The 25,460-nt window shown below is 32.6% G+C and carries 27 protein-coding genes; 18 read left to right on the top strand and 9 right to left on the bottom strand.

Going from position 1 to position 25,460, the window contains the following annotated elements; genetic code table 11:
• The 3 genes from IJ258_RS01110 to IJ258_RS01100 all read left to right on the top strand — a co-directional run.
• On the top strand, positions 1-607 hold a 607-nt coding region (locus tag IJ258_RS01110; RefSeq protein WP_292801785.1), incomplete at its 5' end, for a F420-nonreducing hydrogenase.
• 1 nt (position 608) lies between these two features.
• Positions 609-2,036 (top strand): Ni/Fe hydrogenase subunit alpha, encoded by a 1,428-nt coding sequence (locus IJ258_RS01105; RefSeq protein WP_292801783.1) that lies wholly within the window; start codon positions 609-611, stop codon positions 2,034-2,036.
• Between the two features lie 20 nt (positions 2,037-2,056).
• Positions 2,057-3,292, top strand: coding sequence for a 4Fe-4S binding protein (locus IJ258_RS01100; RefSeq protein WP_292801781.1), 1,236 nt, complete (start codon positions 2,057-2,059; stop codon positions 3,290-3,292).
• Between the two features lie 42 nt (positions 3,293-3,334).
• Here IJ258_RS01100 and IJ258_RS01095 read toward each other — a convergent pair whose 3' ends face one another.
• Positions 3,335-4,591 (bottom strand): dihydroorotase family protein, encoded by a 1,257-nt coding sequence (locus tag IJ258_RS01095; RefSeq protein ID WP_292801779.1) that lies wholly within the window; start codon positions 4,589-4,591, stop codon positions 3,335-3,337.
• A gap of 83 nt (positions 4,592-4,674) precedes the next feature.
• On the opposite strand from IJ258_RS01095, the gene IJ258_RS01090 reads away from it, so the two are divergent.
• Positions 4,675-5,763, top strand: a complete 1,089-nt coding sequence (locus IJ258_RS01090) for a nucleotidyltransferase family protein (RefSeq protein ID WP_292801777.1) — start codon at positions 4,675-4,677, stop codon at positions 5,761-5,763.
• Here the strand turns inward: IJ258_RS01090 and IJ258_RS01085 are convergent.
• Both IJ258_RS01085 and IJ258_RS01080 read right to left on the bottom strand, forming a co-directional pair.
• Positions 5,749-6,774: an ATPase gene (locus tag IJ258_RS01085; RefSeq protein WP_292801775.1), complete on the bottom strand. Its 1,026-nt coding sequence runs from the start codon at positions 6,772-6,774 to the stop codon at positions 5,749-5,751. The two genes, IJ258_RS01090 and IJ258_RS01085, sit on opposite strands and share 15 nt — an antisense overlap.
• Positions 6,775-6,844: 70 nt before the next feature.
• Entirely contained in the window at positions 6,845-7,075 is a 231-nt protein-coding gene (locus IJ258_RS01080; RefSeq protein WP_292801773.1) for a KEOPS complex subunit Pcc1, read from the bottom strand.
• A 202-nt stretch (positions 7,076-7,277) separates the two neighbouring features.
• On the opposite strand from IJ258_RS01080, the gene rplJ reads away from it, so the two are divergent.
• From rplJ to mfnA, 3 genes are all read left to right on the top strand, one after another.
• Positions 7,278-7,760, top strand: a complete 483-nt coding sequence (gene rplJ / locus IJ258_RS01075) for a 50S ribosomal protein L16 (protein WP_292801771.1) — start codon at positions 7,278-7,280, stop codon at positions 7,758-7,760.
• A gap of 156 nt (positions 7,761-7,916) precedes the next feature.
• Positions 7,917-10,196: a phosphoenolpyruvate synthase gene (gene ppsA / locus IJ258_RS01070; protein ID WP_292801769.1), complete on the top strand. Its 2,280-nt coding sequence runs from the start codon at positions 7,917-7,919 to the stop codon at positions 10,194-10,196.
• A gap of 62 nt (positions 10,197-10,258) precedes the next feature.
• Positions 10,259-11,416: a tyrosine decarboxylase MfnA gene (gene mfnA, locus IJ258_RS01065; RefSeq protein WP_292801767.1), complete on the top strand. Its 1,158-nt coding sequence runs from the start codon at positions 10,259-10,261 to the stop codon at positions 11,414-11,416.
• A gap of 3 nt (positions 11,417-11,419) precedes the next feature.
• On the opposite strand, the gene IJ258_RS01060 is transcribed toward mfnA, so the two are convergent.
• From IJ258_RS01060 to IJ258_RS01045, 4 genes are all read right to left on the bottom strand, one after another.
• Positions 11,420-11,791, bottom strand: coding sequence for a dihydroneopterin aldolase family protein (locus IJ258_RS01060; RefSeq protein ID WP_292801765.1), 372 nt, complete (start codon positions 11,789-11,791; stop codon positions 11,420-11,422).
• On the bottom strand, positions 11,792-12,511 hold the full coding sequence (locus IJ258_RS01055; protein ID WP_292801763.1) for a sortase: 720 nt from the start codon (positions 12,509-12,511) through the stop codon (positions 11,792-11,794). It lies immediately after the preceding gene.
• A gap of 35 nt (positions 12,512-12,546) precedes the next feature.
• A complete protein-coding gene (locus IJ258_RS01050; protein ID WP_292801761.1) occupies positions 12,547-13,716 on the bottom strand; it encodes a DUF515 domain-containing protein in 1,170 nt (389 codons plus the stop codon).
• A gap of 62 nt (positions 13,717-13,778) precedes the next feature.
• Entirely contained in the window at positions 13,779-14,474 is a 696-nt protein-coding gene (locus IJ258_RS01045; protein ID WP_292801759.1) for an archaetidylserine synthase, read from the bottom strand.
• Between the two features lie 410 nt (positions 14,475-14,884).
• On the opposite strand from IJ258_RS01045, the gene IJ258_RS01040 reads away from it, so the two are divergent.
• The 11 genes from IJ258_RS01040 to atwA all read left to right on the top strand — a co-directional run bounded on the left by IJ258_RS01040 (position 14,885) and on the right by atwA (position 24,144).
• On the top strand, positions 14,885-15,523 hold the full coding sequence (locus tag IJ258_RS01040; RefSeq protein WP_292801757.1) for a hypothetical protein: 639 nt from the start codon (positions 14,885-14,887) through the stop codon (positions 15,521-15,523).
• A gap of 2 nt (positions 15,524-15,525) precedes the next feature.
• On the top strand, positions 15,526-16,599 hold the full coding sequence (locus IJ258_RS01035; RefSeq protein ID WP_292801755.1) for a rod shape-determining protein: 1,074 nt from the start codon (positions 15,526-15,528) through the stop codon (positions 16,597-16,599).
• 42 nt (positions 16,600-16,641) lie between these two features.
• Positions 16,642-17,256: a ribonuclease HII gene (gene rnhB, locus IJ258_RS01030; RefSeq protein ID WP_292801791.1), complete on the top strand. Its 615-nt coding sequence runs from the start codon at positions 16,642-16,644 to the stop codon at positions 17,254-17,256.
• 82 nt (positions 17,257-17,338) lie between these two features.
• Entirely contained in the window at positions 17,339-18,178 is an 840-nt protein-coding gene (locus IJ258_RS01025; RefSeq protein ID WP_292801753.1) for a MotA/TolQ/ExbB proton channel family protein, read from the top strand.
• An 8-nt stretch (positions 18,179-18,186) separates the two neighbouring features.
• Positions 18,187-18,600, top strand: coding sequence for a biopolymer transporter ExbD (locus IJ258_RS01020; protein WP_292801751.1), 414 nt, complete (start codon positions 18,187-18,189; stop codon positions 18,598-18,600).
• A gap of 13 nt (positions 18,601-18,613) precedes the next feature.
• Complete coding sequence (locus tag IJ258_RS01015; protein ID WP_292801750.1) at positions 18,614-19,240, top strand: IMP cyclohydrolase; 627 nt, start codon at positions 18,614-18,616, stop codon at positions 19,238-19,240.
• 26 nt (positions 19,241-19,266) lie between these two features.
• On the top strand, positions 19,267-20,040 hold the full coding sequence (locus IJ258_RS01010; protein WP_292801748.1) for a coenzyme F420-0:L-glutamate ligase: 774 nt from the start codon (positions 19,267-19,269) through the stop codon (positions 20,038-20,040).
• A gap of 4 nt (positions 20,041-20,044) precedes the next feature.
• The gene (gene cofD / locus IJ258_RS01005) at positions 20,045-20,950 is read left to right on the top strand and encodes a 2-phospho-L-lactate transferase (protein WP_292801789.1); all 906 of its coding nucleotides are present in this window, start codon (positions 20,045-20,047) and stop codon (positions 20,948-20,950) included.
• Positions 20,951-20,969: 19 nt separating this feature from the next.
• Positions 20,970-21,731: a GTP cyclohydrolase III gene (locus IJ258_RS01000; protein WP_292801747.1), complete on the top strand. Its 762-nt coding sequence runs from the start codon at positions 20,970-20,972 to the stop codon at positions 21,729-21,731.
• 30 nt (positions 21,732-21,761) lie between these two features.
• Positions 21,762-22,472 (top strand): MJ0144 family RNA dihydrouridine synthase-like protein, encoded by a 711-nt coding sequence (locus IJ258_RS00995; RefSeq protein WP_366514553.1) that lies wholly within the window; start codon positions 21,762-21,764, stop codon positions 22,470-22,472.
• 73 nt (positions 22,473-22,545) lie between these two features.
• Complete coding sequence (gene atwA, locus IJ258_RS00990; RefSeq protein ID WP_292801744.1) at positions 22,546-24,144, top strand: methyl coenzyme M reductase system, component A2; 1,599 nt, start codon at positions 22,546-22,548, stop codon at positions 24,142-24,144.
• A 3-nt stretch (positions 24,145-24,147) separates the two neighbouring features.
• Here the strand turns inward: atwA and IJ258_RS00985 are convergent, their stop codons facing one another.
• Positions 24,148-24,834 carry a M48 family metallopeptidase gene (locus IJ258_RS00985; RefSeq protein WP_292801742.1) on the bottom strand — a complete coding sequence of 229 codons (687 nt, stop codon included), beginning with the start codon at positions 24,832-24,834 and terminating at the stop codon, positions 24,148-24,150.
• 32 nt (positions 24,835-24,866) lie between these two features.
• Complete coding sequence (locus IJ258_RS00980; RefSeq protein WP_292801740.1) at positions 24,867-25,325, bottom strand: hypothetical protein; 459 nt, start codon at positions 25,323-25,325, stop codon at positions 24,867-24,869.
• Positions 25,326-25,460: the final 135 nt, after the last annotated feature.

The raw sequence follows: 25,460 nt of genomic DNA, 5'->3' as shown, positions 1-25,460 counted from the left end.
AGAAGAAGAAGCATACATTAACTCTGAATCTACCGTAAACCCTGATGGAATTATTCCTCACGAATATGTACCTCATCTCGAAAGCAGAGTAAGACCTTTAAGTGAATGTATGGATATTGACTTAATGCTTCCAGGTTGCCCACCTCGTTCTGATGTTGTAGCTGAAGCTATTTTAACATTATTAAGAGGGGACACTATTGAATTACCTTCAACCAACCTTTGTGAAGTATGTCCTAGAGAAAAACCACCTGCAGGTTTAGCTATGGACTTCATTAAAAGACAATTTGAATTAGGTGCTCCTGAACCTGATTTATGTTTAATTACTCAAGGTTTAGTATGTATGGGTCCTGCTACTGTATCCTTATGTGGTGCAGAATGTCCTTCCATTGGAATCCAATGTAGAGGATGTTACGGTCCTACTGCTAAAGTATTAGATCAAGGAGCAAAAATGATCAGTGCGATTGCATCTGACTACGGTGTACAAGAAGATAAAACTGTAGACCCAGAAACAGTTGCTGATCAATTAGATGATATTGTAGGTACTTTCTATACTTACACATTACCTGCTGCTTTAGTACCAATGAAAATGCAGAAAGGAGGAGAATAAAATGGTTAAACTTACTATGGAGCCTGTCACTCGTATTGAAGGACACGCAAAAATTACTGTGCATCTCGACGATGCTGGAAACGTAGAAGAAACAAGATTACACGTTATGGAATTCAGAGGATTCGAAAAATTCTTAACTGGTCGTCCTGTTGAAGAATTAGCAAGAATCGTACCTCGTATTTGTGGTATTTGTGATGTACAACACCACTTAGCTGCAGCTAAAGCAGTTGACCAAATTTTCGGATTCGATGATTATGAAATCTTACCTGCTGCATACAGAATGAGAGAAATCATGAACTGGGGTTCATACATGCACTCCCACGCTCTTCACTTCTACTTCTTAGCAGCTCCAGATTTAATCATTCCAAACGGAACCAGAAAAACAAGAAACGTATTCCAAGTTATTAAAGACATGCCTGAAGTTGCACTTCAAGCTATTAATATCAGAAGAAACGGTTTAGAAATGGTTAGAAAAATAGGTGGTCGTCCTATTCACCCTACTTCCTCCACTCCTGGTGGTATCTCAACCGAATTAGACGCTGATACTCAAAAAGATTTACTTGAAAGAGCAAAACAAAATGTTGAATTAGCACAAGCTACTTTAGACTTAGCTATTCCAGTATTTGAAGAAAACATTGACTTAATCTCTTCATTAGGTAACTTCGGTGACACCAGACACTGTGGTATCGTAAAACCTGATGGAACTTGGGATGTATATAACGGTAATGTAAGATTCAAAGACAAAGACGGTAGTGACTTATTCGAATACAGAAACGAAGAATATACCGACATTGTTGCTGAACACGTAAAACCTTACTCCTGGTTAAAATTCCCATACATTAAAGAAATGGGATACCCAGAAGGTATCTACAGAGTAGCACCATTATCAAGAATTAATGTTTGTGACCAAATGCCTAAAGAAGCACCTCTCGCACAAGAAGCTCTTAAAGCTTTCCGTGATGCTTTCGGATATGCTCAAGCACCATTATTATTCAACTATGCTAGACTCATCGAATTATTAGCATCTGCTGAATGTGCTGCTGCAGCATTAGAAGAAGATTTATCTGGTAAAAAATTCCCTGATGAATTAGAAAGAACCGAAGGTAAAGGTGTAGGTATTGTTGAAGCACCTCGTGGTACTTTAATCCACCATTACGAATCCGATGATAATGGATTATGTAATTACGCTAACATTGTTGTTGCTACTATCCAAAACAACCCAGCAATGGAAATGGGTATTCACCAAGTAGCTAAAGACTACATCAAACCTGGTGTTGAAGTAGATGACAGTATTTTCAACTTAATGGAAATGGTTATCAGAGCTTACGACCCATGTTTATCTTGTGCTACCCACTCAATGGATAGTCAAATGAGATTAGCTGAAGTAGATATTGTAGACAGTGAAGGAAACCTCATTAAAAAATTCTAAATTTAAGGGGGTTTTTATAAATGATTGTATTTAACGAAGATGGCTGTATTAAATGTGGTGCATGTGAAGGTACTTGTCCTACATCAGCTATTGATGTAACACCTACTGCTATTATTCACTGTGATACTTGTGGTGGCGAACCTAAATGTGCTGACGCTTGTCCTAATGGAGCATTAAAAGTTGAAATGTACGAAATTGCTGAAGGCGTTGAACAAGCAAGATTAGTATTCAACTCAATTTTATGTGACTCCTGTGGTAAATGTGAAGAAGTATGTCCACAAGAAACTATTGAAGTCACTGGTGCTAAATTAAAAGAAGTTGAAGGATTCTGTGTAATGTGTCAAAAATGTGTTGACATTTGCCCAGTAGATGTAATTGGTATTCCAGGTATTAAAGAACCTAAAGAATACGAAATTGATCTTAAAGGAAAAGGACCTGTTTACATCAAAGATTGTGTTGGATGTGGAACTTGTGTAGAACCTTGTCCTGTAAATGCAATTACTCTTGAAGAAGTAGGAAGTCCTATTACTGTCAATGATGATTGTATTAGATGCGGTTTATGTTCACAAACCTGTCCTTGGAATGCAATTTTCATTTCTGAAAAAGTACCTGTTAAACGTACTAAAGAAATTGAATCTTTCACTTTCGATTCAGCTAAATGTATTGGATGTAACACTTGTGTAGAAGCATGTCCTGGAGATTTCATTGCTGCTAACAATGCTAGTTTAACTGTAGCAATTCCAAGTGTATGTGCTGCATGTGGTTTATGTGTAAAACTTTGTCCTGTTGATGCTTTAGATATTAGTGTAGAATGGGGTGAAGGTGCTCCTGTTGATGCTGAAGGTATTGGCTGGGACTCAGAAAAATGTGAATTCATTGGTGCATGTGCTAACAAATGTCCTACTGAAGCAATTCGTGTAGTTACCAAAACTGGTATGTTATGCCCTGCATTAGAAGAAACTGATGCAGAACCTTCATTCACTAGCTGTATTAGATGTGGTGCTTGTGCTTCTGTCTGTGGTAATGATGCTTTATCCGTTGGTTCTATTGAATTAGAAATCGATGGTGAAACTGTCATGAGAGACAGAATCGAATTCAACCCATCCAAATGTGACGCTTGTGGTGACTGTATAGAAGCTTGTCCATATGATATGCTCCACAAATCAGATAATCCTAAATTACCAATTGCAGGATTCTGTACTTTATGTGGTCAATGTATGGAAGCTTGTCCGGAAAACGCTTTATGTTATAAATAGGTGGAAACACACACCTATTTATTTCTTTTTTTTAAAAATTAGTTATAATTTGTTCATTACTATTTTGCCATTGACTATTGTCATTATTGGCATTCCTTGATATTCCCATCCATCAAATGGTGAGTATTCTGCTTTTGTTTTAAATTCTTCAATATTGAATTTTCCTTTTTGTTTTAAATCTATTACGGTTAAATCTGCATCATATCCTTGGGCTATTTTTCCTTTATTTTTAAGCCCGTAAATCTTTGCCGCATTTTCACTTAAAATTTTTGGAAGTATGTTCAAATCCAGATTTTTCTTATTCACTTCAGTTAATAATAATGGAACAACAGTTTCAAGGTTAGGAATTCCTGGTGATGATGTCCATGTATCTTTGCTTTTATCTTCAAGTGTATGAGGTGCATGATCTGTTCCTATTATTGATGTTTCATCTAAATCACTAATTTTTACACTATTCTCTTTTGGTCTTAGAGGAGGATTGGTTTTTATTAATGTGCCATATATATTGTATGCAGAATTATCTAGCAATAAATGATGTGGTGTAAATTCCCAACTTACAGGCATACTTTTACTTGCATTTTTTACCCTAGCTAATGATTTGCTTGAACTTAAATGACAGATATGCAACTTCAAATTATTGGCCCTTGCCAGTTCAATTGCTTGTCTTACAGATTCGTCTTCAGATTCAGCCGGTCTTGCATAAGTATAATCAATAGCAGGATTTTCTTCTTTTTGCTTTAATTTTTCGGTTTCTTGTTCAACAATCGATTTTTTTTCACAGTGGACTGCTACAAGCCCATTATATTTTGTTGTTTTGTTTAAAATGGATAAATCATGGAATATTTTTTCTAAACTTTCATCGCTTTCCAAATCCATGAAAACTTTAACTGAAATGGGATCAAGTTCAATCATTTTTCTCATTTCATCTAAAGTATTATGTCCCATTTGAAGTTCAAAGTTCACTACAGATTTTTTTTCAGCAATTTCGATTTTTTCTTTAAGTGCTTTGTAGGTATTTGTTTTTGGAAGTGTGTTTGGCATATCTATTACTGTTGTAAAACCTCCATTTGCCGCTGCCAAACTTCCAGTTTTAAAATCTTCTTTTTGAGTCAGTCCTGGGTCTCTAAAATGTATATGAGGGTCAATAAAACCTGGCAGAACATAGTTATTTTTTATATCAATTATTTTTTCTGATTTTAAAGGAGTTTTTGAAATTTCGTTAATTCTTCCATCTTCAAGTTTAATATAATATTCGCCAGTTTCATTTATTAGCTTACAATTTTTTAAAACTAAATCCATGATTATCACCTAGTTGATTCAATATTTGTCATTTCTATGTTTAAAACATAACTTTTTTAATTTTGAAAAATAAATTTGTTAGTATGTCTCAAGTTTCTAAAATTCTTAAAAGAGATATGCAGTTGTTTTATAATGATTTTGATGATGAAAGTATAATTTCGGACAAATCATCTGAAGATATTCTGGTCTCAGATTTCACTGAATACAATCCTTTACATAATGGTCATTTTCATTGCATGAAAACTGCAAAAGACATGTTTCCTGAGTCATTATTTGTAGCTATTGTGCCGGGTTTATTTGAAAGAAGTGGTAGAGGCATACCTTATATATTGCCAAGAGAAATTAGGGCAGAAATTGCAATTTCAGTTGGGGCAGACATTGTAGTCGAAGGTCCCCCAATGGGAATAATGGGATCAGGACAGTATTCATTGTGCTTATGCAAAATGTTTCAGGCATTGAATACAGATTATATTCCCAGAGGCTATAAGCCAGTGGAAGGTATGGATGAGATTTTAAAACGTATTAATTTGGGTCACCATATAGCTTCAAAACCATATAAAATCGTTGATAAGACCACTCATGAAACCATTTTAAAAGGAAAGCTTGAGGAAGATAATTATGTAATAACCTCATTTTCAAATTCATTGTCGAAAATAGGTTTTGAATATAAGGATAAATTTATTTTCGTAAAAAGGATTGAAGGTGTAAGCGGAACCCTTATTCGTGAAAGCATCCTTGATGATAATTTTGATAATGTTTTGGACATGATGCCTAAAAAGACAATTGATGTATTAAAAAGGGAAATTCAAAACGATGGAATAATTTACGGCATTAGAGATGAGGAAGCTATTTTAAACACGGCAAACAATTTTTCCCTGAAAGAGTTGTCAAATCTAAATTTGTTTAATGAAAAATTAGCCATTAATATTATTGAAAACAGGCCATATAATGATATTTTAACGTTAGAAAAATCAATTCAACAGGGATTTTCATCTCATTTTAAGCAAAGGGTCTTAAGCATATTGGAAAATCCAATTCCTAAAAAAGTCATTTCACATTATATTGATAAATATCCATCAAATATTCGAGTATTGGGATATAAAAATAAAGAAACATTAGAAAAATTTAAAGAAAAAGTCAATAATGAAAATATTTCATTATTGAGGGTTTAAAACATTATTAATTACATTTTGAGGGTTTGAAAGTGCATATACTGCATCCATAAATGTTGGATAAGCTGCATGCAATACAAATACATAAATTAAATAGTAGATTACTACTAAAATGACTATAATCAAAATAATAGTTAAGATGATGTCTACTGCACCCATAGGTTCTTTTTCTTCCTGATAATTTAAATTATGGATGTTTTGATCCTTGATTTTTTTACCGCCTTCTTTTTCAGCTAAGATTTCAGCTCTAATTCTAGCTTCCATTTCTTCAGGGGTTTCAGGTTTTCTTCTTTTAGCAGAAGATTGTTTTAATGATGGTTCTTCTCTTGTAGGATATTCTTTTCTAGTTAATGAACCATATTGTGCTTCATCTTTTGCTAATTGTTCACCTAATGGCACTTCTTCCTCATCAAAATATAAGTCATCCAAATATTTTTCATATTTGTCTTCTAATTCCATTCTAGCACTTGTTGGCTGAGGCTCATATGAATGGTCTGGATAAATATATTCCTGAGTTTCAGGAGCTTTTTGTGAAATTTGCTCTGTAACATAATTCGGTTCGTTTTGTGCAATTTGTGGCTCTTGAGAGATTGGAGCTTGTTCTATTCTTTGTGGTTGAATAGGTTCATTTTCATCTAAATAAGATGTTTCAAGACCTCCATCATATTCAATATTGCTTTTTATATTATATGGAGAGTCATCACGAATTTGTTTAATTTCAGAAACTGGTTGAATCTCTTCCTGAACAGGAGGTACTTCTACACTTTCAACTTGAGGTTGATAAATATTTTCATCAACAGGTTGTTTATTGAGTCTTGCTGGTTCAGTTCTAACAGGTTCCTGTACTGGTTCAGCAGGTTTATTTTCAATTCCAAGACCTACAATTTTTTCTAAACATTCTTTACAGTAAATTTTTCCAGCAATTTCTAAACCACATTCTTTACAAATTGATTTTCCACATATTGCACATGTATCTGTGCCATCTCTATCAGGATGATAATAACATTCCATAAATTACACTCTCTAACGAATTAATATATATTAAATTTAATATATGTTTTTTTTATTTATATAAAACTTTTCATTGTTTAGTTTTTTCAACGATTTTTTCAACTACTATTTCTGAAGCAATTAAATCGTCTGCAGTTGCAAGAAATGTACCTAATTTTTCACTGTTTATTTCATAATTAATGGAATCATGATCTAGTGTGGAAGTCAGATAATTTTCATTGTCCACTTCAAGTGAATCAAATACCAGTTTTGCATCATTGGAAGTTTTATATATAAAAGTAATATTCCCTTTTATTTTCATGGTATATTATATAAATTTATTATCTAAAATATTTGTTGTGGTGAAAATTTCAAAATTATGGTAACCTTTATTAATAAGTTAAGTAATATATTTAAGTATTCTATTATATTACGATATAATTTTTATATAGCTATGTTGGAAAATTACTATTTTTAGCTATTTTTAATTAAAAACAATTTATGTTTATTTCGGAGGAATAATAATGGTTCGTGCTTATACAAGAAGAGATTATATTAGAAAAACCCCAAATTCAAGAATCGTACAATACGATATGGGTAATTTAAAAGATGAATTTCCAGTGCAATTAAGTTTAGCTGTTAAAAAACCAGCTCAAATTAGACACAACTCTTTAGAAGCAGCAAGGATTGCTTCTAACAGATTAATGCAAAGAGCAGCTGGAAGAATGGGATACCACTTAAAATTAAGAGTATACCCACACCAAATCGTAAGAGAAAACCCAATGGCAACTGGTGCAGGAGCAGATAGGGTACAAAGTGGTATGAGAAATGCTTTCGGTAAACCTATTTCTGTTGAAGCTATCGTTAAGAAAAATCAAAGAATAATTACTATTGACTGTAATGCTAAAAACTTTGAAGAAGCTAAAGTCGCACTCAAAAGAGCAGGTATGAAATTACCGGTTCCATGTAAAATTGTAGTCGACAAAGGCGCAGAATTAATTAAATAGATCTCTTAATCTATTCTTTTTTTACTCTTTTTTTATTACTTATTTTTTTATCATTAATTTTTTTCATTAAATATTTAAACATTGAAAATTATAAATAATAATTAATATTGACATTTGTCAATGTATTTTAATGTTTAATCCAAGAGGTTATATTTCATGTATGTTAAAAAATTTGAGGAATTGAGCAAATCCGACATTGGAATTGCAGGTGGAAAAGGTGCTAATTTGGGTGAATTGACTCAAGCAGGCATTCCGGTACCACCAGGTTTTGTAGTGACTGCACAAGCTTATGAATATTTCATGGATGAAGCTGGAATTAACGATAAAGTAATGGGTATTCTTGAAAAAATTGACATTAATGATACTAAAGCTCTTCAAGCAGCAGCTGAAGAAATAAAGCAGATTATCATTGAATCCCCTATTCCAGATGATTTGGTTTTATTCATTCGTGAATATTATAATCAACTTTGTCAAAGAGTTGGTGAAGATGACACTGATGTGGCAATCAGATCCTCTGCAACAGCAGAAGATTTGCCTGAAGCATCTTTTGCAGGTCAACAAGATACTTTCCTGCATGTATCCGGTGATGATGAAGTAATTGAATACATCAGAAAATGTTGGGCATCATTATTTGAAGCAAGAGCAATTTTCTATAGGGAAGAAAACAACTTTGAACACTCTAAAGTATACATTGCTGTTGTAGTTCAAAAAATGGCCATTGCTGATAAAGCAGGAGTAATGTTTACTGTAAATCCATCCACAGGTGAAGAAATTGCATTGATTGAAGGATCCTGGGGACTTGGTGAATCAGTAGTGTCTGGTGATGTAACTCCAGATAACTATCAAGTTGATAAAAAGAACAATGAAATCATTAATGTAACAATCAGTGATAAAAAAGTTATGTACACTAATGATGAAACCGGTACCAGTGTAAAAGTTGAAGTTCCTGATGAGTTAAGAAAAGAAAGAGTATTGTCTGATGAAGAACTCGTTGAATTGACTGAAATGGGTAAAAGAGTTCAAGCTCACTACGGCGAACCAATGGACACTGAATGGGCATTTGAAAGAGATAATTTATTCTTATTACAGGCAAGACCAATCACAACATTGGGAGATGCTGTAGCAGATGATGCAGCTGATGATACTTCTGATTTAGGTGATGTATTAGTAAGAGGTCTAGGAGCAAGTCCGGGAATGGCATCCGGTGAAGTCAAAATTATCTTGGATATTGATGAATTGGATAAAGTTGAAGACGGCGATGTTATGGTTACAACAATGACCACACCAGATATGGTTCCAGCTATGAGAAGAGCTAGTGGTATTGTAACTGATGAGGGTGGAGTAACATGTCACGCTTCAATTATCTCCCGTGAATTAGGTATTCCTTGTGTTGTAGGAACTGGGGATGCTACTTCTGTTTTAAAAGAAAATGATGGTGTCACATTAGACGGTAAAAAAGGATTGGTATTTGCAGGAATTTCCGATGCTAAATCAGAAGAAGTTGTTGTAGCAGCTACTGCGGAAGCAGCACCAATTTTAACCGTAACTGAAGTTAAAGCTAATGTAAGTATGCCTGAAGCAGCTGAAAGAGCAGCAGCAACCGGTGCAGATGGTGTTGGATTATTAAGAACAGAACACTTAATGTTGACTGCTGGTATTCACCCAGGTAAATTCATTGCTGACGGTAGGGAAGATGAATTAATCGACACTATTGCTGATAATGTTCAAATTGTAGCTGATGCATTCTATCCAAAACCAGTATGGTACAGAACTTTGGATGCACCAACTGATGAATTCATCACATTAGAAGGTGGAGAAAACGAACCTAGAGAACACAATCCAATGCTCGGTTGGAGAGGAATCAGAAGAGAATTAGACCAACCTGAAATCCTCAAATGTGAATTCAAAGCTATTAAAAAGTTACACGAAAAAGGCTACACAAACATTGGAATCATGATTCCATTATCACAAAGTCCTGCTGAACTCGTTCAAGCTAAAGCATTATGTTCAGAAGTAGGTTTAGAACCTCACAAAGATGTTGACTTTGGAATGATGGTTGAAATTCCGGCAGCTGCAATAATGATTGATGAATACATTGACATTGGTATCGACTTTGTAAGTTTAGGAACCAATGACTTGACTCAATATACTTTAGCAGTTGACAGAAACAACGAATTTGTAGCAAAACACTACACTGAAGAACACCCTGCAGTAATGAAATTAATTGAAAGAACAATCAAAAAATGTGTTGCAGCAGGTGTGAAATGTAGTATTTGCGGTCAAGCTGGTAGTGTTCCACACATTGTTGAAAAACTTGTTGGATTCGGAATCACCAGTGTTTCATCAAATGCTGATGCTGTAGCTGAAGTTAGAAAAACTGTAGCTCGTGCTGAACAAAAAATTATTCTTGATGCTGCTCGTAAGCGTTTAGAATAAATTTTTTATTTTCTTTTTTTTTATTTTTATTTTTAGCAAATTATAATAAATTAGGTTATTTTATGGACGAAAAACCAATAGATAAACAGGATATTCTAAAGGAATTAGATGAACTTCATAAACTTGATTATGATTATGTTGACGGTAGGATTTTAGGCTCAATGTGTACTCAAGCTCATCCATTTGCCAAAGAAGTTTATTGTAAGTTTTTGGACACAAATTTGGGTGATCCTGGACTTTTTAAAGGAACTAAAACTATTGAAAATAAGGTCATTGAATCTATTGGTGAATTATTGTCTCTTGATAATGCATACGGAAATATTGTAACTGGCGGAACTGAAGCTAATATCATGGCGATAAGGGCTGCCAGAAATCATGCAAGGAAATATAAGGGAATAGTTGATGGTGAGATAATCATTCCGGATTCCGCTCATTTTTCATTTAAAAAAGCAGCCGATATGCTTAATTTAAAAATTGTTGAAGCTAAACTTGATGATGATTATAGAATTGATGTTGATTCCGTTCGTGAAGCAATATCTGATAAGACTGTTGCTATTGTGGCAATTGCCGGAACAACGGAGTTGGGTTTAATTGATCCGATTGAAGAAATTTCCAAAATCGCTTTTGAAAATAATATTTACTTCCATGTTGATGCGGCATTTGGAGGATTTTCAATTCCATTCCTAAAAGAAGCAGGTTATGACTTGCCTGTTTTTGATTTTTCACTTCCAGGTGTTTGTTCCATAACTGTTGATCCTCATAAAATGGGACTGGCACCAATACCTGCTGGCGGAATTATTTTCAGAAAAGAGGAATACTTGGATGTTATGGCTGTTGATTCACCATATTTAACAGTTAAAACACAATCAACTATTGTTGGAACTCGTCTTGGGGCTTCATCAGCAGCAACTTTTGCAATCATGAAATACTTTGGAAAGGAAGGCTATTCTAAACTTGCTCAAAATTTAATGGATAATACCGAATTTTTAGCTCAAAACTTAAAGGAAATAGGTTATGAGTTGGTGTGCGAACCTGAATTAAACATTGTTGCATTTAATCATCCTGATATGGATACTGATGTATTGGCTCAAAAATTAGAAGATTTAAATTGGAAGGTTTCAGTTGCAAAATGTCCGGTTTCCATTAGGATAGTTTTAATGAATCATATTAAAAAAAGTCATTTAAAAGAATTATTAGAAGATTTAAAAGAAATATTTTAATTTCTAATCTTCTATTTTTTCAACATACATTAACGGGTAGTTCAACTCTTCAATAAACTCGATGCGTATTATTGCAGTTACGTCTTCTACTTTTGTATGGATTTTAACATCCAGCATGTCCCCGGTCAGTGAAGTGTAGTCGAATTCAGTCATTGATTCTTCAAGTTTGTCAAATCTGATTTCAACTTCAACATCTTCAATTGCAGGCTGCAGGTTTAAAGAGTCTTCCATAGCTTTTTCTAGACTTTCCTTTGTGTTCTTGTTAACAGGTGTTCCTACAAATTGATGAAAGAGTGCACCCATACTGATGGCACCTTCAAAGATTGCTCTTTCACGTGTTGTAATATTTGAAAAGTATTCTTTGTCAACATCCATTTATAATCCTCCATTCAAGAATATTATTTTATCGTAAATCACTTCAGAGGGTATTGGATTAATGCAGCAGTAGAATAGTATTGCTGAAATAATCAATACTGTTGCTAAAATGTATATTCTATTGTCTTTTGGATAAAAATAACTAAATATTAATCCTATTACCAAGAAAACTGCTGAAATAATCAATGCATTTGATTCTTGAGGATTGTCTTTAATTATTTCTGTATTCACAGGACTTTTATCAATTAGTTCGCCTTGAATTATGAGTCTGTTTTCAGTTGAACCAATTGGGTCACATGTAATTAAATAGACATTATCCTCACCCACTGCATTTAATTCATAGCTTGCAGGTACAATTGTTGTATTTACAACACTGTAATTTAGTTCTCCCACATTTGGCCATTCTAATAAAAATGTATCTCCAATGTCCAGTTCATTTAACCTTAGAAACGGTGACCCTTGAAGTGTTCTATGACCATATAAGATAATTGGGTCTTCAGTTGGAATGTTTTCTCCAGGGTCGCTTAATACTCCCTGATTTAAAGATACATTGTTGATTTTTTCTTCAACTCCAATGGAAGGTATGATGATGGCAGGTGAATCGATATTTTTTTCTACAATGATTTTTGATGAAAAATAATTCACTTCTCCCATCGCATATAATCCAATTATCAGCAAGCAAATTATAACAATTATAGTTGAGATACTAGGTTTATTCATATTATCTATTTTGTCGTATGTAGTATAATATTTTTTCAATTTTGATAAGTGGCACTTAATTCGGATACCATCCAATCCGGAGCTTCTGATGTTGGAATTGTTAAGACAATGTTGTCCATATTGTCAAGCACATAATTCACTTTGTCCTGTGGTGTTTCAATTAAAAGCATATATTGTGCATCCAGATCACCTAAATTAACTTGACGTTCGTAATTTGATAATTTCACACCATAATCTTCAAGAAGTGCTATGGTTTCCTCTTCATTATATCCATTAACAATTGCTCCTTTAATCATTTCAAGCACATCTGATGAAAAACTTTTTGTATTTTCATTAGGATTGGTTAGATTGCCTTCAACTATCATCTTTGATTTGGAATATTCTGAATCTATCTCACCATTTTCTTCATATCTCATAATTGACAACACTGTACATCCGTTTATTTCAGCAGATGTGGAGTTTGTTGTGTTTTCATATGTTGAATTGTTGTTTGTGTAAATGTCCACAACACTTCCAACCTTTACAAGGCCTGCTCCGGCTTGTAGTCTTGAAACTAAAATTGGAACTGAAACGGTGTTCGGTTCTTCGAATTTTATTTGTGAAAGAATTGTGGCATCGTTTTCATTGATAATTTCCATTGCTTGTGATGCGGAAATGATAGTATTTTTACTTTCATTTTCATAAACTGCCATTGTCCTATTGTATTTGTCCTGATGCAGGTTTATGGCCTTTTTATGAAAGGATTTCCAATCATTTGTTGCATAGGTCAATATGTTTATTGAGTCAACTTCTTCAGGATTTGTTGCATCATTAATTTTATTTTCTAATAAAAATGCATTTGGAGTAGTTGTAAGGGCTCCTGAATATAAATCATGAAGTTCATTTAATTTAGTTGTTTTTGCAAGTGACAATTGCTCCTGAGAAGGTTCATAAATAATAAAATAGTAACTTGATATTATCAATGTTAAAACAATAAGTGTTGTAATAATTACACCTATCTTTCTTTTTTTCTCATTATCGCTTATGTCTATTGATTTGGGGGATAAATAGACTCCAATTTTATGATTCAGTTTTTTCAGTGGTGTTAATTCATCAGTTTCTTCTTTTTTATCCGGTTTTTGAAGATCATAAATCTGTTTTTTCAATTCTTTTGTTTCTTCAAAACCTTTCGGATACAATGGGTCTCGTGGTTTTTTGGTATTCATTTTCAATACTCCTAATTTTTATTATTTGATGGTTAACTTAATTAAATAGGAGTAGTCAGTCCTTATTGTTTAATTAAATTAATTATTAGGTAGTAAAGACAGAATAATAGTAATAGTGCTGCCGGAACATTAACATTATAAAATGTGGTGTTTATTGGAATAATCAATAATAGGATTAAAACCACTGATATTGTAATTAATGGAATGTTATCGAATTTTGAATATTTCTTATTGCATATCATCAACAATGAAATTATAACACACAATGCTAATGCGAGGTAGGGGTTAAAAAATCCACTTAGATAATATGTTGATAATACAAATGAAATTCCTGGAATCGGAAATCCGATAAAATCATCAGTATTGATTTTGTCTGAAATTACATTATATCTGGTTAATCTTAAAACTCCACAAACAACAATTAATAAGCTAATTAGAATTACTATTGTCTGAAACATGCCTGGGGTGGTGTTTATGCAACTGTAAATGAATATTGCAGGTGCTACTCCGAATGAAATGATATCTGATAATGAATCAATATTTTTCCCGAAGCCTAATTCGTCCTGTCTATTTGTTTTTCGTGCTACCCAACCATCTACTGAGTCAAACATGATTGCAATAATCATCAGGATTGCAGCAAGTTCGAGATTGTTGTTAATTGAACTTATTATGGATAGAAATCCTGAACTCATATTCAATAAAGAAATTATGTCTGATATTGCTATAAAACTTTTAATTTCTGTATTTATATTGTTCATATTTTAACTCCAGTATTACTTTCTATTTCATTTCTTATTAATGTTGCCTTTTTTCTTGTATAATTTTCATTTAAAACTAATATAATTGATGTATGTTCATTATTTTTACTTGTATTGAAAGATTGTTTTCACTTATAATTATTTACTTCATATTATATAGTTATTTTCCTTTACCTATTGTATTCAATGTTTTATCATTATAAAGAATGTTTTTTTCAATCTTTTTTAAAAAAAATCCATTAAAAGATAAAATATATATAATAATATTTTTAATAAATATTAATTGTTAGACTTTATCAAACATCAATAAATTTCTTTATTCAAGTAATGAATTTTTATAAAATTTAATACTATTTAATGGGGTTTTTTTATGTTTGGATAAATTATATTAATGAATTGCGAGTAGTTAAATGATTGAAGATAATATACGTATTCTCAGGCAAGCTGCAAGGGTTTCATCAAATAATGGTTATAGAATTGAAAAGGATTGGTGCATCATTGCAGGGAATGTGGATTTGGTTGATGATATGGCTTACAAGGCTATTGCATCCAATCATAAAGTAAAAATTTTGTTTAGGGAACATGTTATATTAAATGAAGGGAAAATTGATAAAAAATTTGATTTTATCATGTTGCATGGTAATGCATTGGTATTAAATGAATTTAAAAATGAAACCAAACAACGTGGTGGAGCTTATGTTCAAGTTTCTAAAGGTCATTTAACTAAAGAACCAAATTTAATGGTTTTAGTAGCGCCGGATGATGTAATTAGAAACATTGTATCTATAATTGAGAAATCAAAAATTCAATGTGCAATATTGCAGGAATCTCAAACTACCGGATTCATTGATATTGATTTAAATAATGAGGTCAAATTACCAAACTTTATTAAATCATTTCTAAAACCATTTTATAATGCAAATGAAGTAGTTTTATCAACAATTCTAATTTCAATTGATAAAGAAAGTGATGTTAATAAAGTTCAGAGTATAGCTACATCTAATAGAGTTTTCGTTATTGATTTTAGAGATATTGTAACGGAGGATTAATCATGAATATTTTTGGAAATGAAGAAGAAGAACCACAAACTGAAAACACTAAAGTCATTAGTAACAGTTTAGGAATTGATTTAGGAACTTTAAACACTGTAATTGCTAAACCTTCAGGTGATAAATTTGATTTATATCAAATTCCATCTGTCGTTGCTGTAAAAAAAGATGATCCTGCAGAAGTTTTAGCAGTTGGTGAAGAAGCTAAAAAAATGCTCGGTAGAACTCCTGAAGATATTCTTGCAGTAAGACCTTTGAAAAAAGGAGTAATAGAAAATGTTGTTCAAGCACAAGCATTACTTATAAAAGCAATGCAAATAGGTATTAACGAAGGTGAAACTGTAGGAAGAATCGTAATTGGTATTCCTGGAGATGCATCTGAAGTAGAAAAAAATGCTGCTGAAGAAATTGGTAGAAAAGCTGGTGCTCAAAACATTTTGGTAATTAGTGAAGGATTAGCTGCAGCTATTGGTGCAGGTTTGCCAATTGCAGAACCAAATGGTACTATGGTTGTGGATATTGGTGCAGGTTCAACTGATATTGTAATCATTTCATTAGGTGGTATTAATGATATTGAAACCGTTAGATGTGGTGGAGATGACATTGATAACAGAATAGTGGAGCTTGTAGCAGAGAAATATGATGTAGCTATTGGTATTCATGATGCAGAATCCGCTAAAATTGAAGTTGGAATGGTACATTGTTCAGAACAACTTGAAAACTTAAGTGTAGAAGTTATTGGTAAATCCTTAGAAACTAACAGGCCTAAAAAAGTGGTTATCGATTCAATGCTCGTTGCAGATGCTGTTGAACCTTATATGCAACAAATTGTTGATGGTTTAAATGTTATTCTCGAAAGATTATCTCCAGAATTAATGATGGGTGTATATAATAACTCTGTTGCTGTTGGTGGAAGTTCAAGACTTCGCGGATTAAAAGAAAGAATATTTGATGAGATTTCCATACCAATAGAAATTTCTGAAGATCCAATGACTGTAGTGGCAAAAGGTACTGCAATTGTTGCTGCTGAACCTCTTGCACTGGAACCTGAAGTCCGTCTTAGGGCTATGAAATAAATTTATTTTATTTCTTTTCTTTTTTTATTATTTTTGATTTTTATGGATATTTTAGGCATTGATGAAGCGGGGAGAGGTTCTGTTCTAGGGCCTATGGTAATTGCTGGAGTAATTGTACCTGAAAAGATGGAAAAAGTTCTTGAAAGAATGGGTGTTAAGGATTCTAAAAGATTAACTCCAAACAGGCGTACTATTCTGTCCCGTAAATTGAAAAAAATGTTTGAATATGATGTAGTTATAATTACTGCCCGTGAAATTGATGAAATGAGGGCAGATGGCATTAATCTCAATGAAATTGAAAAAAATGCTATGGAAGAACTTATTTTAAGATTAAAACCAGAAAAAGCAATTGTTGATGCGGTAGATGTTAAGGCGGAAAGATTTCAGGAAAATCTTCAAAACGATACTGGATTTGATGTTATTGCAGAACACAAAGCTGATGATAACTATATTCAGGTAAGTGCAGCATCCATTATTGCAAAAGCCGAAAGAGATGCTCAAATTGCTGAAATTAACAAAGAATTCATCAAACAAGGGGGAATTGGGTCTGGTTATCCATCTGATCCTACAACCAAAAAATTCCTAACAAATTATACTTATGATGAAATGCCTGATTTTGTAAGAAGGTCATGGAATACTGTTGCTAAATTGAAATAATTTTAACTCTTTTTTAAATAATATTTAAGTATATGAAATAATATACTATTCTTATAAACGATTTTCTATATAGAGGATAAATATGATTATTGAGTATATTATGCCTTTCATTGATGGAATAATGGATATTTTCACTCAAGGGGGAATTATTACTTATATAATTCTTTTTGTTGGAATTTATGGTCTTATTATTGCATTGAGGAAAATTGCATATCTTAGAAAAATTAGTAAAGTTGATACAACTGAAATTTTCGGTGTTGTAACTGCATCCATGGAAAGAGGAGGTGCTGTGGAAGCTTTAAAACAAATTAATGGTTTTAAAAATCCTATTTCCAGAATTATTTCTGAAACTTTAAAAATTGGTTATAAAAATAAGACTGAAGTTGAAGAAAGTATGGAGCAAATTTTCATTGTGGAAGTTGCAAAAATGACTAAAGGTTTAAGCACTATCAAGACAATTACCGAACTCGCTCCTTTTTTAGGTTTGATTGGTACTGTTATTGGTATATGGATGACATTTAAAGCTTTAGGGGTTCATCCGGATACTGCTGCTATGGCAGAAGGTATTTATGTTGCATTAACTACTACTATTATGGGTCTTTTGGTTGCTATTGTTTTATTGCCTGTATATACTTATATACAAGGACTTATTGAAGCTGAAATGGATAAAATTGAACTTGCAACAAAAATGACAAATTGGGGATATGCAGTAGTAAAAGTCAGAGTAGATTCTAATGTTGAATGTGCACTTGAAGCTTTGCAAGAAGCTGAAGGTGTTGTTAATACAAGATTAATTTCAGATCCTTACGCTAATATTAAAGTTTCTTTTAAACCAAGTATGTTGGATAAAAGTATTGCAAATATTATTTTAGAGAAATGTAATGTTAATGCTGAAATTACTGAAAGTAAACTAAGACAATAGGTGATTAGATGGCGATTGATGTAAAAAAACACAAAAAGAAATTTTTAGATCAAAAACCAAGTATTAATTTAGTTCCATTCATTGATATTCTTTTCACTATAATGATTTTCTTGGTGGTTACAAGTAATTTTTCAGCTACTGATGTTCAAGCGGATACCGCAGATGATATTGAAGATGCTGGTGGAAAGCCTAATGTAACTGATGTTTCTGGAGACCAGGAATATTATATTATGCCTGTAGCTAATTTGCATAAAGTTACTGTCAATGGTCAAGACCGCTCGGATGCAATTGCAGGTAGTGCCGTGGGTGTACAAGCTAATGTTATTGATGAAGGACAGGTTACTATTAAACCTGGTGAAATTGTAATTACCACTCCTCCTGGAGTATCACCAGAAAAAGCTGTTCAACGTCCAGAACTTTAAAAGAGGGATTAAAATGTATACGGGGAGAATTTTATCAACTGGAATGAATTGTGATGGTAAACCTTTTGTGGCATACAGAGTATCAAGTAGGTCATTTCCGAATCGACGCTGCTTAAAATTTGATAATCGTGCAGCTATCGTTCCAAAAGAAGGTTTTGAAAAGGATATATATGAGAATACTTACATTACATACAATAGTATTCGTATTGTTAGAGATATGGCAATTGTATCTAATGGTTCTCATACTGATGTTATAGCCGATAAGATAGGTTTAGGAATGAATATTAAAGATGCTATTGCTTATTCATTACTAACTATGGATTATGAAAAAGATGATTATAATACTCCAAGAATTGCGGCTGTTGTCACATCAACAAACAAAAAAGAAGAATATGGCTGTTATGTTGGTATAGCTAACGATAAGAAAATATTGGTTGAAGAAGTACCATATGGTGAAGCAGTGTTTATTTCAACTTATGGTAGTCAGGTACAGGATAAAGTTGATTTTGAAGCTAAAACTTCTGAAGAAGCTGCAAAATACATTTTTGATGAGGGGGTTTTTGCTAACTATAAAAAACCAGTAACTTCCTGTGCTGCTGTTTTTGATGGGGAATGGACTATTGATGTCTATAATCCATAATTTTTTCTTTTTTTTAATTATTTTAGATGATTATTATGAGTATTGAATTATTTGGTTTAGAAAATATTCCTATTATTGATGGGAATAGTGATATTTCTCAAATTATTAAGCAAGCTATTGATGAACAGGGTTGCGGATTAAATCATGGAGATATTGTTCTGATTGCTGAAACATTAATCTCAAAGGCTGAAGAAAATTTCATTAAATTAGATGATTTAATTCCTTCAGAATTTGCAATTAGGCTTGCGAATGAATCCGGAAAAGATCCTAGATTGGTTGAAGCTATATTAAATGAATCTGAGGAAGTTGTTCGTATTGGACCTAATTTTATCATAACTGAAACAAAACATGGTTTTGTATGTGCCAATGCAGGAATTGATGAGTCAAATGTTGGAGATGGTTTGGCCACTCCAATGCCAAAGGATGCGGATAAATCTGCTTGTGAAATTCGTGAATTTTTAGAGGAACAATTTGGTGAAGAGATTGCTGTTATAATCACAGACACTCAAGGAAGAGCATTTAGATTTGGTGCAATTGGTACTGCAATTGGTTGTTCTGGTATCTCACCTATCTGGAAGCGTGTTGGTGAAAAGGATTTATATGGTAGAGAATTGGAAACAACTGAAATTGCAACATGTGATGAATTGGCATCTGCAGCATCTTTAATTATGGGTCAAGCAGATGAAGGACTTCCGGTAGTTATTGTACGTGGTTTCAATAGTTTTGATACATTAAGGGATACTAATTCAAATATTAAATCTGTTTTAATGCCTAAAAAAGCAGATGTTTTCAGAAAATGATATTATGATTACTGTTTTATCTGGAGGAACCGGTACTCCAAAATTATTACAAGGACTTAAGGAAATCGTTGATCCAATTGATTTGACAATTATTGTAAATACTTTGGAAAATGAATATTTTTCGGGGGTTTATGTCTCAGCAGACATTGATACAGTATTATACACAATGTCTGACATGATTAATGATGAATTGTGGTATGGTGTTAAGGATGACACTTTTATCACTCATGATAGGTTAAATGAGTTGGGTTGTACTGAATTGCTCAGAATTGGAGACATTGACCGTGCAACTAAAATACAAAAGACTCAATTGATGCAGAGATATGGTCTTTTAAAGGCATGTGAAATTCAGGCAAAGGGCATGGGAATTAAATCTAAGATTATTCCAATGAGTGAGCAAAATTCAGATATCAGTATTGTAACTGATATTGGCGAGTTGGAATTTCATGATTTTCTTATTAAACATCAATCAAAACCGGAAGTTTTGGATGTTAAATTTTCTAAAGTGGCTCCAAGTGATGGAATCATTGAAGCAATAAGAAATTCTGAAGCAGTAATTATTGGACCGTCCAATCCAATCACTTCAATTTTACCAATATTGTCACTTGATGGAGTTCGTGATGCTTTAAAAGATACATATGTTGTAGCAGTTTCACCAATTATTGGTTCTGATGCTGTTTCAGGTCCTGCAAGTAAATTCATGAAAGCTTTAGGAGTTGATGTTTCATCAATTGGTGTGGCAAATTTATACCATGATTTCTTGGATAATATTGTTATAGATAATGAAGATTCAAATCTAAAATCACAATTAAATCAAATAGTTAATAAGGTAACAATTACAAATACTATAATGAATAGTTTGGGTGTTAAAAAAAATTTAGCACAAATTATTATAGATAGTATTCCTTAATGAAAGAGGCGATTATCAAATGATACAAATGACATTAATACAAATTGACAATTATGGGCCTTGGACTGTAACTCCAAGACCAAGAACTGAATCAGACTTACAAATGCTACAAGCAAATTTATTTGCAGATTTAAATAATCATTTTGGAAATAAGAAAGGATTAGTATTCTTTACAAGATTTGACAACTTACTTGCTATTTCTAATGGATTGGATGAAGAAGATCATTTAAGAATTCAAAGATCAATTAGAAACAGATACCCAATAACAGTTAGTATGGGTGTTGGGGCAGCTGAAACTCCTCATGAAGCTCAAAAATTAGCAACAATTGCTCTTCAAAAAGCAGGTAGTGCACAATCTGGTGAAAGAAAAGAAATTTTAGCAATTGACAGTTTAGTTTCTGAAGAGGACAGTTTTGTTCAAGCAGCCCATATTGATATTAACAGTGTAACAGAAACCTTAACTGATATTGAGTCCGCTTTTGATACAAGTTTCATGGTTAATAAGGCTCAACATTATTTAATGACAAAATTAATTAAAAAAGGAGCATTATTATTCTTCATTGGTGGAGATAATTTCATGTCTCCATGTAACGGTTTGTCTGAAAAAGACATTGAGGAAATCATGGTTGAAATCGATGAAGAAATAGGTATTAAACTCAAAGCTGGTATTGGAAGAGGAAAAAATGCTGAAGATGCTGCTTACATGGCAGATATTGGTCTTGAAGAGATTAGAGCACATAATAATGAAATGTGGACTTGGGTAATCGAAAAAGAATATTAAGGGAATATTATGATTAAAGTAGTTGCACCAATGGCAGGAATAACTGATTCTGATTTTTTAAATAAGGTTATTCCTTATGGTTTTAATGTAGCTACTTTGGGCGGATATAGTTTGGATTCAGCAACTATTGAAGCAAGTAAAAAAATCATCGAAAGAGGAAGAAAAGAATTTGATTTTTCTTTAGATGAAATTTTTACACATATTGAAAATGAAGTGAACTCAATTAAAAATGTTCATGGTGATGTTAAAGTATCTGCTAATGTGAGATCAACAACTCCTCAACCAATTATTGAAGTGGGGAATATCAAAAATTTAGATATTGTTGAAATAAACTGTCATTGTCGCCAAAATGAAATTTTAGATATTGGTTGTGGACAAGAAATGTTAAATCGTCCAGATTTATCTGATTTTATTTCACAGATAGTTGATAATGTGGAAAGTGAAGTTTCAGTTAAGATAAGGGCAAATGTTGATGGAACAGATACTTTACAATTGGCAGGTTTAATAGAAGATGCAGGTGCCGATTATTTGCATATTGATGCTATGAAAAAAGGCGTTTTTGAAGCGGACTGGGATTTATTAACTAAAATTTCCAATAATGTTGATATTAAGGTTATCGGGAATAATTCTGTAAACAGTCAGGAAAATCTTCAAAGAATGATTGAAACTGGAGTTGATGGTTTTTCAATTGCTCGTTCAGTTATTTCTGGCAATTTAGATTTTAATATAACTAATTTTTAAAAAATTTAAAACAATTGTTATTAGAAAGTATTATTAATAGTTTAATATAAACAATTATTTAATAGGTGATTTCATGGATTTTATTACTCTTAAGAATATTACTAAAAATTTTGATGGTGTTGATGTTCTTAAAGATATTAATTTGAAGATTAATGAAGGAGAGACTTTAGGTATATTGGGACGTAGTGGAAGTGGAAAATCTGTTTTAATTAACATGCTCAGAGGAACAAAGGAATACACTCCAGATTCAGGTAACATTATAATGAATCTTGCTGTTTGTCCGGATTGTTTGGCTGTAGAATCACCTTCTCATGTTGGTGAGACATGTGAATGTGGTGCTAAATATGAGGCAAAAGAAGTGGATTTCTTTAATGCTGAGAGAAAATTATTTGCAAGTATTAAAAGAAGAATTTCCATCATGTTACAACGTAATTTCGCATTATATGATGAAGAATCAGTAATTGAGAATGTAATGAGGGCAATGCCTGACAATGTTGAATATGAAGAAGGTTTATATGCTGCTTTAGAATTATTGGAAATGGTTCAAATGAACCATAGGATAACCCACATTGCTCGTGATTTAAGTGGTGGGGAAAAACAGAGAGTAGTTCTTGCAAGACAATTAGCTAAAAACCCAATGATGTTTTTAGCAGATGAACCAACAGGTACTTTAGATCCTCAAACTGCAGTAAAACTTCACAATACCTTAAAAGAAGGTGTTAAAGATGAAGGAATCACCATGTTAATTACTTCACATTGGCCGGAAGTAATGATTGAATTAGCTGATAATGTAATTTGGTTAGAAAATGGTCAAATCAAAGAGGAAGGGGATCCTCATGAAGTTGTTGATCATTTCTTAGAAACAGTTCCTGTTCCTAAAAAACCTGAAATTCCAGAATTCGGAGAAAAAGAAGTTATTTTAAAAGATGTTAAAAAACATTATTATTCCATTGAACGTGGTGTAGTTAAAGCGGTTGATGGAATTGACTTAGAAATTCACAAGGAAGAGATTTTCGGTCTTGTAGGATTAAGTGGTTCAGGTAAAACAACCACTACAAGAATGTTAATCGGATTAACTGAACCAAGTAGTGGTGAAATTAAAATTAAACTTGGTGATGAGTGGATTGACATGACCGAAGGAGGACCTCTCAATCGTGGACGTATTGTTCCATATTTAGGATTATTGCATCAAGAATATTCTTTATATCCTCACAGAACTATTTTAGGTAACTTAACTGATGCTATCAGTTTGAATTTGCCTGCTGAATTCGGTAAAATTAAGGCAATTCATGCATTAACCACTGTAGGTTTTGATGAACATGAATCTGCATTGATTCTAGAAAAATATCCTGACCAATTGAGTGTAGGGGAAAAGCATAGGGTTGCATTAGCACAAGTTTTAATCAAAGAGCCTCAACTCATCGTTTTAGATGAGCCTACAGGTACAATGGATCCTATTACTCGTGTAAATGTTACTGACTCAATTTTAAAAGCTCGTAATGAATTAGAACAAACATTTATAATCGTTTCTCACGATATGGACTTTGTATTGGATGTTTGTGATAGAGCTGCTTTAATGAGGGGAGGAAAACTTTTAGATGTTGGTACTCCTGAAGAAATTGTAGATCAGTTAACTCCTGATGAAAAAGAAGACATGCTTAAAGACAGATAGTCTTTATGCATTCAATATTTTTTTTATTTTTTTCCAATTAGGGCAGTATTTGTCCATTAATTTTTTAAAATTTTTACCATGGTTGAATTCAATCAAATGACATAATTCATGTATCATAACATATTCCAGACATATTGGATCTTTTTTTGCCAGATTTAAATTTAGTGTAATTCTACCATCCTGTTTGCAGTTTCCCCAATTTTTCATTTTCCTTACATTAATGCTTTTTGGACTTCGCCCAACAATCCGGGTGCATTTATCCAATACTTGCGGTATCTCATTTTTTAATTTCTGGCGATAGAATTCATCTAAAATGTTTTTTCTCTTTTCAATAGTGCTTCTTTTAGGAACTGGCAAATAAAGTATTGATTTTTCTTTATCGACTAAAACATGCTTTACGGTATCGTTTTTAATCAATTGTAATGTATACTTTTCTCCCCAAAGATAATGTGTTTCGCCGTTGGTGTATTTTAAGGGTGCTTTTATTTCATTATCAAGAATATATTTCTGTTTTTGCAAAATCCACTCCTTGCGGGATTTGATAAAATCAATGATATCATTGTCTGAAACAAATAATGGTGCAGACACTTTAATTTCACCGTTTGGAGGTACAACTCGAAGATACATGTTTTTAATGTTTTTGCGATATAATGTGATGGTTAAATCTTCGATTAAAATTTTTTCTTTCATGTTTAAAAATTAGTCAATAAGGTTTAATAACCTTATTGTGCCATAGGATCGAATCCGAATACTTTTTTAGCAAGTCCGAATCCGATTGGGTAAATGATTGTGTTGATTAAAAGATAAGCCACAACCCATCTTACAGGCCATAAGTAGAACAACAAATCCACAGGCATTCCCATTGGAAGGCCGAATATTACTGCCATGATAAAACTCATCATAAAACTTATGAAAAATGCAGCAGGATTCCACAATCCCATTCCATCACGGTCTGGATTAAAATGGAATACTATCTCTGCTAATCCGAATCCTATCGGATAAATTATGATATTGATTAGTAGATATGCGGTTACCCATCTGACTGGCCATAATATCAGACATAAATCCCATTCAAGACCTGGAATATTTAAAAGATATGGTACAAACATCCCGAAGATTATTGCCATAATCATACTCATCATCAAACTTATGAAAAAAGCGGCAGGGTTCCAAAGTCTCATTTCAAACCTCCTTTTTTGTATCTTTAATTAATTAATGAATTTGAAGTTTATAAATTTTTCACAAAAAGGTTATATATTGATAGTTTTAATAAATTATATTATTATATTATACTTATTTAATGAGGAATGAAAATT

The sequence above is a fragment of the Methanobrevibacter sp. genome (genome assembly GCF_017468685.1).
In the GTDB taxonomy this organism is placed as follows: Archaea; Methanobacteriota; Methanobacteria; order Methanobacteriales; family Methanobacteriaceae; genus Methanocatella.
The sequence above is the reverse complement of the archived record's forward strand: the minus strand, read 5'-3'. Positions and strand labels throughout refer to the sequence as shown.

Excerpts from the sequence above, each read along its gene's own strand:
- atwA (WP_292801744.1), top strand. The coding sequence starts at position 22,546 with ATGGATTTTATTACTCTTAAGAATATTACTAAAAATTTTGATGGTGTT.
- cofD (WP_292801789.1), top strand. The coding sequence starts at position 20,045 with ATGATTACTGTTTTATCTGGAGGAACCGGTACTCCAAAATTATTACAA.
- IJ258_RS00995 (WP_366514553.1), top strand. The coding sequence starts at position 21,762 with ATGGCAGGAATAACTGATTCTGATTTTTTAAATAAGGTTATTCCTTAT.
- IJ258_RS01105 (WP_292801783.1), top strand. The coding sequence starts at position 609 with ATGGTTAAACTTACTATGGAGCCTGTCACTCGTATTGAAGGACACGCA.
- IJ258_RS01095 (WP_292801779.1), bottom strand. The coding sequence starts at position 4,591 with ATGGATTTAGTTTTAAAAAATTGTAAGCTAATAAATGAAACTGGCGAA.
- ppsA (WP_292801769.1), top strand. The coding sequence starts at position 7,917 with ATGTATGTTAAAAAATTTGAGGAATTGAGCAAATCCGACATTGGAATT.
- mfnA (WP_292801767.1), top strand. The coding sequence starts at position 10,259 with ATGGACGAAAAACCAATAGATAAACAGGATATTCTAAAGGAATTAGAT.
- IJ258_RS01015 (WP_292801750.1), top strand. The coding sequence starts at position 18,614 with ATGTATACGGGGAGAATTTTATCAACTGGAATGAATTGTGATGGTAAA.
- IJ258_RS01025 (WP_292801753.1), top strand. The coding sequence starts at position 17,339 with ATGATTATTGAGTATATTATGCCTTTCATTGATGGAATAATGGATATT.
- IJ258_RS01045 (WP_292801759.1), bottom strand. The coding sequence starts at position 14,474 with ATGAACAATATAAATACAGAAATTAAAAGTTTTATAGCAATATCAGAC.
- IJ258_RS01100 (WP_292801781.1), top strand. The coding sequence starts at position 2,057 with ATGATTGTATTTAACGAAGATGGCTGTATTAAATGTGGTGCATGTGAA.
- IJ258_RS01090 (WP_292801777.1), top strand. The coding sequence starts at position 4,675 with ATGTCTCAAGTTTCTAAAATTCTTAAAAGAGATATGCAGTTGTTTTAT.
- rnhB (WP_292801791.1), top strand. The coding sequence starts at position 16,642 with ATGGATATTTTAGGCATTGATGAAGCGGGGAGAGGTTCTGTTCTAGGG.
- rplJ (WP_292801771.1), top strand. The coding sequence starts at position 7,278 with ATGGTTCGTGCTTATACAAGAAGAGATTATATTAGAAAAACCCCAAAT.
- IJ258_RS01020 (WP_292801751.1), top strand. The coding sequence starts at position 18,187 with ATGGCGATTGATGTAAAAAAACACAAAAAGAAATTTTTAGATCAAAAA.
- IJ258_RS01000 (WP_292801747.1), top strand. The coding sequence starts at position 20,970 with ATGATACAAATGACATTAATACAAATTGACAATTATGGGCCTTGGACT.
- IJ258_RS01085 (WP_292801775.1), bottom strand. The coding sequence starts at position 6,774 with ATGGAATGTTATTATCATCCTGATAGAGATGGCACAGATACATGTGCA.
- IJ258_RS01060 (WP_292801765.1), bottom strand. The coding sequence starts at position 11,791 with ATGGATGTTGACAAAGAATACTTTTCAAATATTACAACACGTGAAAGA.
- IJ258_RS01050 (WP_292801761.1), bottom strand. The coding sequence starts at position 13,716 with ATGAATACCAAAAAACCACGAGACCCATTGTATCCGAAAGGTTTTGAA.
- IJ258_RS00985 (WP_292801742.1), bottom strand. The coding sequence starts at position 24,834 with ATGAAAGAAAAAATTTTAATCGAAGATTTAACCATCACATTATATCGC.
- IJ258_RS01055 (WP_292801763.1), bottom strand. The coding sequence starts at position 12,511 with ATGAATAAACCTAGTATCTCAACTATAATTGTTATAATTTGCTTGCTG.
- IJ258_RS01040 (WP_292801757.1), top strand. The coding sequence starts at position 14,885 with ATGATTGAAGATAATATACGTATTCTCAGGCAAGCTGCAAGGGTTTCA.
- IJ258_RS01080 (WP_292801773.1), bottom strand. The coding sequence starts at position 7,075 with ATGAAAATAAAAGGGAATATTACTTTTATATATAAAACTTCCAATGAT.
- IJ258_RS01010 (WP_292801748.1), top strand. The coding sequence starts at position 19,267 with ATGATTATTATGAGTATTGAATTATTTGGTTTAGAAAATATTCCTATT.
- IJ258_RS01035 (WP_292801755.1), top strand. The coding sequence starts at position 15,526 with ATGAATATTTTTGGAAATGAAGAAGAAGAACCACAAACTGAAAACACT.
- IJ258_RS00980 (WP_292801740.1), bottom strand. The coding sequence starts at position 25,325 with ATGAGACTTTGGAACCCTGCCGCTTTTTTCATAAGTTTGATGATGAGT.